Here is a 5654-nt window from a genome sequence, read left to right on the forward strand (position 1 = left end):
GCCCCCATGGCGGCCCCCGGGCCCGCACCCCAGACAGCGCCGCTACCTGGGAAAATACCTCCCGCTACGTGCGGACAAGGCCGGGAAGCGCGCCCGACGACACCCCCGGCGCCCCGAGACGACGACAACCGCGATACCGGAACAGCGTCGCCCCGTCGCCGCCCACCACGGCGACCTCCCCCACGCCCGGCGGCCGACCGCGCCACCGGTCGTGGCGACCGGCCTGCGGCAGGCCGGCGACCCGGCCCCGCAGGACCGGCCACCGGCGGCCGGTCACTCCACCCCGGCCGCGTCCATCCCCCGCAGTTCGCGCTTCAGTTCCTTGATCTCGTCGCGCAGCCGGGCGGCCAGCTCGAACTGCAGGTCCGTCGCGGCCTGGTGCATCTGCGCGTCCAGCTGCTCGATGAGCGAGGCCAGCTCCGCGCGCGGCATCTGCGACACGTCCCCGCGCCCCGCGCCGCCCGCCGCCGGGGTCGGCGTCTTGCGGTACCCGGACCCGATGAGCTCCTGGGTGTCGACCTCCTCGCGGGCCAGCGAGTCGAGGATGTCGGCGATCTGCTTGCGCAGCGGCTGCGGGTCGATGCCGTGCTCGTCGTTGTAGGCCAGCTGCTTGGCCCGGCGCCGGTTGGTCTCGTCGATGGCGCGCCGCATCGAGTCGGTCACGGTGTCGGCGTACATGTGCACCTGCCCGGCCACGTTCCGGGCCGCGCGGCCGATCGTCTGGATCAGCGAGGTCTCCGAGCGCAGGAACCCCTCCTTGTCGGCGTCCAGGATCGCCACCAGGGAGACCTCCGGCAGGTCCAGGCCCTCGCGCAGCAGGTTGATGCCGACCAGCACGTCGAACTCGCCGACGCGCAGCTCCCGCAGCAGCTCCACCCGGCGCAGCGTGTCCACCTCGCTGTGCAGGTAGCGCACCCGGATGCCCAGCTCGGCGAAGTAGTCGGTGAGGTCCTCGGCCATCTTCTTGGTCAGGGTCGTCACCAGCACCCGCTCGCCGCGCCCGGCCCGCTCGCGGATCTCGTGCACCAGGTCGTCGATCTGGCCGTCGGTGGGCTTGACCACCACCTCCGGGTCGACCAGCCCGGTCGGGCGGATCACCTGCTCGACCACGTCGCCGCCGCTCTGCCGCAGCTCGTAGGGGCCCGGGGTGGCCGACAGGTACACCGTCTGACCGATCCGCTCCAGGAACTCCTCCCACTTCAGCGGGCGGTTGTCCATCGCCGAGGGCAGCCGGAACCCGTGCTCGACCAGGGTGCGCTTGCGCGCCGCGTCCCCCTCGTACATGGCACCGATCTGCGGCACCGTCACGTGCGACTCGTCGACGACCAGCAGGAAGTCCTCGGGGAAGTAGTCCAGCAGGGTGTTGGGGGCGCTGCCGGGCTCGCGCCCGTCGAAGTGCCGCGAGTAGTTCTCCACCCCCGAGCAGCTGCCGACCTCGCGCAGCATCTCGATGTCGTAGGTGGTGCGCATCCGCAGCCGCTGCGCCTCCAGCAGCTTGCCCTGGGCCTCCAGGTCCGACAGGCGCTCGGACAGCTCGGCCTCGATCTGGCCGACCGCCCGCTCCAGCCGCTCGGGCCCGGCCACGTAGTGCGAGGCCGGGAAGATGAAGACCTCGTCGTCCTCTCCCAGCACCTCCCCGGTGATCGGGTGCAGCGTCAGCAGGCGCTCGACCTCGTCGCCGAACATCTCGATGCGCACCGCCAGCTCCTCGTACACCGGGATGATCTCCACGGTGTCGCCGCGCACCCGGAAGGTGCCGCGGGTGAAGGCGGTGTCGTTGCGGGTGTACTGCATCTCCACCAGGCGGCGCAGCAGCTCGTCCCGGTCGACCTCGGTGCCCGCCTTGAGGTGGGTCATCCGGTCCACGTACTCCTGCGGGGTGCCCAGGCCGTAGATGCACGAGACCGACGCCACCACCACGGCGTCGCGGCGGGTCAGCAGCGAGTTGGTCGCCGAGTGCCGCAGCCGCTCCACCTCGTCGTTGATGGAGGAGTCCTTCTCGATGTAGGTGTCGGTCTGCGGGACGTAGGCCTCGGGCTGGTAGTAGTCGTAGTAGGAGACGAAGTACTCGACCGCGTTGTTCGGCAGCATCTGCCGCAGCTCGTTGGCGAACTGCGCGGCCAGCGTCTTGTTCGGCTGCATCACCAGGGTGGGCCGCTGCACCTGCTCCACCATCCAGGCCACCGTGGCGGTCTTGCCGGTGCCGGTGGCGCCCAGCAGCACCGTGTCGGTATCGCCCCGGCCCACCCGGCCCGCCAGCTCGGCGATGGCCGAGGGCTGGTCGCCCGCGGGCACCATGTCCGAGACCACCTCGAACGGCGCCCTCCTGCGCTGGATGTCGGTCACCGGTCGCATGCCGCCCCCATCGTCGCCTCGTGCCGCGGGCACACGTGCCCGCCCCCTCCAACCTAGCGCCGCCCTGCGACAGCGCCGGACCGCCGCCTGCAACGTGCCCGGGCGCCCGCCGATTCCCGCGGGCACCCGCGCCCCGGGGGCCGCGGCACGGCGTCAGGCCCGGTCGGCGCGGGCCCGCAGCTCCTTTTCCACCTCGGCGACGCGCGCGTCCAGGTCCGCCAGCGGGCCCGCGTTGTCCACCACGATGTCGGCGGCGGCCAGCCGCTCCTCCCGGGAGGCCTGCGCCGCGATGCGGGCGCGCGCCTGCTCCTCGGGCATGCCCCGGTCCTCGACCAGCCGCCGCACCCGCAGCTCCTCGGGCGCGTCCACGACCACCACCAGGTCGTACATCCCCTGCAGCCCGTTCTCCACCAGCAGCGGCACGTCGTAGACCACCACCGCGTCCTCGGGCGCGCGCGCCATCAGCTCCTCGGTGCGCTCGGCCACCCGGGGGTGCACGATCGCGTTCAGCCGCTCCAGCTTCGCGGTGTCGGAGAAGACGATCCCGCCCAGCCGGGGCCGGTCCAGCCGCCCGTCGGCGTCCAGCACCCCGGTGCCGAACTCGGCCACCACCTCGGCCAGGCCGGGCGTGCCCGGCTCCACGACCTCGCGGGCGATCGCGTCGGCGTCGATGACCAGCGCGCCCGCCGCGGCCAGGCGCCGCGCCACCTCGCTCTTGCCGGAGCCGATTCCCCCGGTCAGTCCCACTCGAAGCATGGGGCCGAGACTACGGCACCGCCCCGTCGGGCGCGGCGGCGGGCACCGCCCCGCCCGGGCGCACCGCCTTGCCCAGGTGCACCAGGGTGCGGTGGTCGGCGATGCGCTCCCGGGAGGCCTCGGTGTAACCCAGGCCCCGGCACAGCCGCAGCGCGGCCTCGCTGCCGTGCCCGACGGACACCGCGAAGCGCTCCAGGGCCGGGTGGTCGGCGGCGGCCCGCCGCTCCCGCCCGGNGGCCCGGCCGATGCCGCGCCGCCGCGCGTCCGGCGCCACGGACAGCCGGTTCACCAGGAAGGTGCGCTCTGCGGGGGCGCCCCGCACCGCGCCCACGATGCGCCCGCCCAGCACCGCCTTGAGGACCGGCCCGCGGTCGAAGGCGGCCCGCACCTGCTGCTCGGTCTCGGCGAGCGGCGGCAGGTAGGGGTCGCCGTAGAGCTGCGCCTCGGACAGGTAGGCCGCGCGCTGCAGGGTCCAGATCTCCCCGGCGTCCTCGCGGGAGGCCGCGGCCAGGACCGGGGCGGCGGTGGGTTCGGGCGGGGTGTCGGCGCGCATGGCCTGCCTCTCGCGTCCGGGTGCCCGCCGAGCATAGCGGAGGGCCGCCCCCCATGGCGGGGAGCGGCCCTCGGCGGTTCGCTGTCCGGTTCCGGAGTCCCGGTGCGGTCGGTGGCTACTCGCCGCCGCCCGCGAGCTTCTCCCGCAGCGCGGCCAGGGCCTCGTCGGAGGCCAGGGCACCGCCGGTGGAGTCGGAGCCGCCGCTGGAGGAGGCGGAGGACCCACCGCCGCCGCCACCGGAGGCGACCGGAGCGGCCTCCTCCTCGTACCCGCCGCCGGCCTCGGCCTCGGCCTCGGCGGCGCGGGCCTCGGCGACCTGCTTGCGGTGCGCCTCGAAGCGGGACTGCGCCATGGCGTACTGGCGCTCCCACTCGTCGCGCTGGGTCTCGAAGCCCTCCATCCACTCACCGGTGTCGGGGTCGAAGCCCTCGGGGTACTTGTAGTTCCCCTGCTCGTCGTACTCGGCGGCCATGCCGTAGAGCGTGGGGTCGAACTCCTCCTGCTCGGGGGAGACGCTCTCGTTGGCCTGCTTGAGCGACAGGCTGATGCGGCGGCGGTCCAGGTCGATGTCGATGATCTTGACGAAGATCTCGGTGCCGACCTGCACGACCTGCTCGGGGATCTCCACGTGGCGCTCGGCCAGCTCGGAGATGTGCACCAGGCCCTCGATGCCCTCCTCGACGCGGACGAACGCACCGAACGGCACCAGCTTGGTGACCTTGCCCGGAACGACCTGCCCGATCTGGTGGGTGCGGGCGAACTGCTGCCAGGGGTCCTCCTGCGTGGCCTTGAGCGACAGGGAGACGCGCTCGCGCTCCATGTCGACGTCGAGGACCTCGACGGTGACCTCCTGGCCGACCTCCACGACCTCGCTCGGGTGGTCGATGTGCTTCCAGGACAGCTCGGAGACGTGCACCAGGCCGTCCACGCCGCCGAGGTCGACGAAGGCGCCGAAGTTGACGATCGAGGAGACCACGCCCTTGCGGATCTGGCCCTTCTGCAGGGTGTTGAGGAAGGTCTGGCGGACCTCCGACTGCGTCTGCTCCAGCCAGGCGCGGCGGGACAGGACCACGTTGTTGCGGTTCTTGTCCAGCTCGATGATCTTGGCCTCGAGCTCGCGGCCGACGTAGGGCTGCAGGTCGCGGACGCGGCGCATCTCCACCAGCGAGGCGGGCAGGAACCCGCGCAGGCCGATGTCGAGGATCAGGCCGCCCTTGACGACCTCGATCACCGTGCCGGTGACGACGCCGTCCTCTTCCTTGATCTTCTCGATCGTGCCCCAGGCGCGCTCGTACTGGGCGCGCTTCTTGGACAGGATCAGCCGGCCCTCCTTGTCCTCCTTCTGGAGGACCAGGGCCTCGACGTGGTCGCCGACGGCCACGACCTCGCCCGGGTCGACGTCGTGCTTGATCGACAGCTCCCGGGAGGGGATGACCCCTTCGGTCTTGTAGCCGATGTCGAGCAAGACCTCGTCTCGATCGACCTTCACAATGGTGCCTTCAACGATGTCCCCATCGTTGAAGTACTTGATGGTCTCGTCGATCGCCGCGAGGAAGGCTTCCTCGGACCCGATGTCGTCGACCGCTACCTGGGGTGTCGAGGTTGCCTCGGTGCTGCTCGTCATGTGTGGGTGGACTCCGGATACGGACAATGGCTAGAAGGTCACGCCGTCGCCGCCCGTCTGCGATGGTTCGTGCGGTCGTGAGAGAACCGCGGTGCGCACGGGTGGCCACAACGCTCCGGCCAGAATATGAGACCCGCGCCCCCTGGTCAATCGGAATCCCGGCCCGCAATCGGGCCAAGTCCCCATTCTGGGCATGCTACCCGCCCGCGCCCGCGAGCGGAAAGACGCCCCGCCGCGCGCGCCGACCCCGAAACGGCGCCCCGGGGACCGCTCAGTCGTCGCTTCGTCGGGACCGCGACCGCTTCAGCGCCGAGCGGCGGCGCTTGTCCTCCACCCTGCGGCGCCGCGCCGCCCTGCTGGGCCGGG

General features: G+C 72.4%; 4 protein-coding genes. All 4 read right to left on the minus strand.

The genetic code is table 11. The features are described 5' to 3' along the window. Positions 1 to 273 precede the first annotated feature (273 nt). Positions 274 to 2355, minus strand: coding sequence for an excinuclease ABC subunit UvrB (uvrB, locus tag D476_RS0101030; protein WP_017622129.1), 2082 nt, complete (start codon positions 2353 to 2355; stop codon positions 274 to 276). A 153-nt stretch (positions 2356 to 2508) separates the two neighbouring features. Next, positions 2509 to 3111 (minus strand): dephospho-CoA kinase, encoded by a 603-nt coding sequence (gene coaE, locus D476_RS0101035; RefSeq protein WP_026123119.1) that lies wholly within the window; start codon positions 3109 to 3111, stop codon positions 2509 to 2511. A gap of 10 nt (positions 3112 to 3121) precedes the next feature. Next, a complete protein-coding gene (locus D476_RS0101040) occupies positions 3122 to 3664 on the minus strand; it encodes a GNAT family N-acetyltransferase (protein ID WP_017622131.1) in 543 nt (180 codons plus the stop codon). A 115-nt stretch (positions 3665 to 3779) separates the two neighbouring features. After that, positions 3780 to 5288 carry a 30S ribosomal protein S1 gene (gene rpsA, locus D476_RS0101045; RefSeq protein WP_017622132.1) on the minus strand — a complete coding sequence of 503 codons (1509 nt, stop codon included), beginning with the start codon at positions 5286 to 5288 and terminating at the stop codon, positions 3780 to 3782. Positions 5289 to 5654 lie beyond the last annotated feature (366 nt).

Origin of the sequence: Nocardiopsis chromatogenes YIM 90109, assembly GCF_000341185.1 — a bacterium.
Lineage (GTDB): Bacteria > Actinomycetota > Actinomycetes > Streptosporangiales > Streptosporangiaceae > Nocardiopsis_A > Nocardiopsis_A chromatogenes.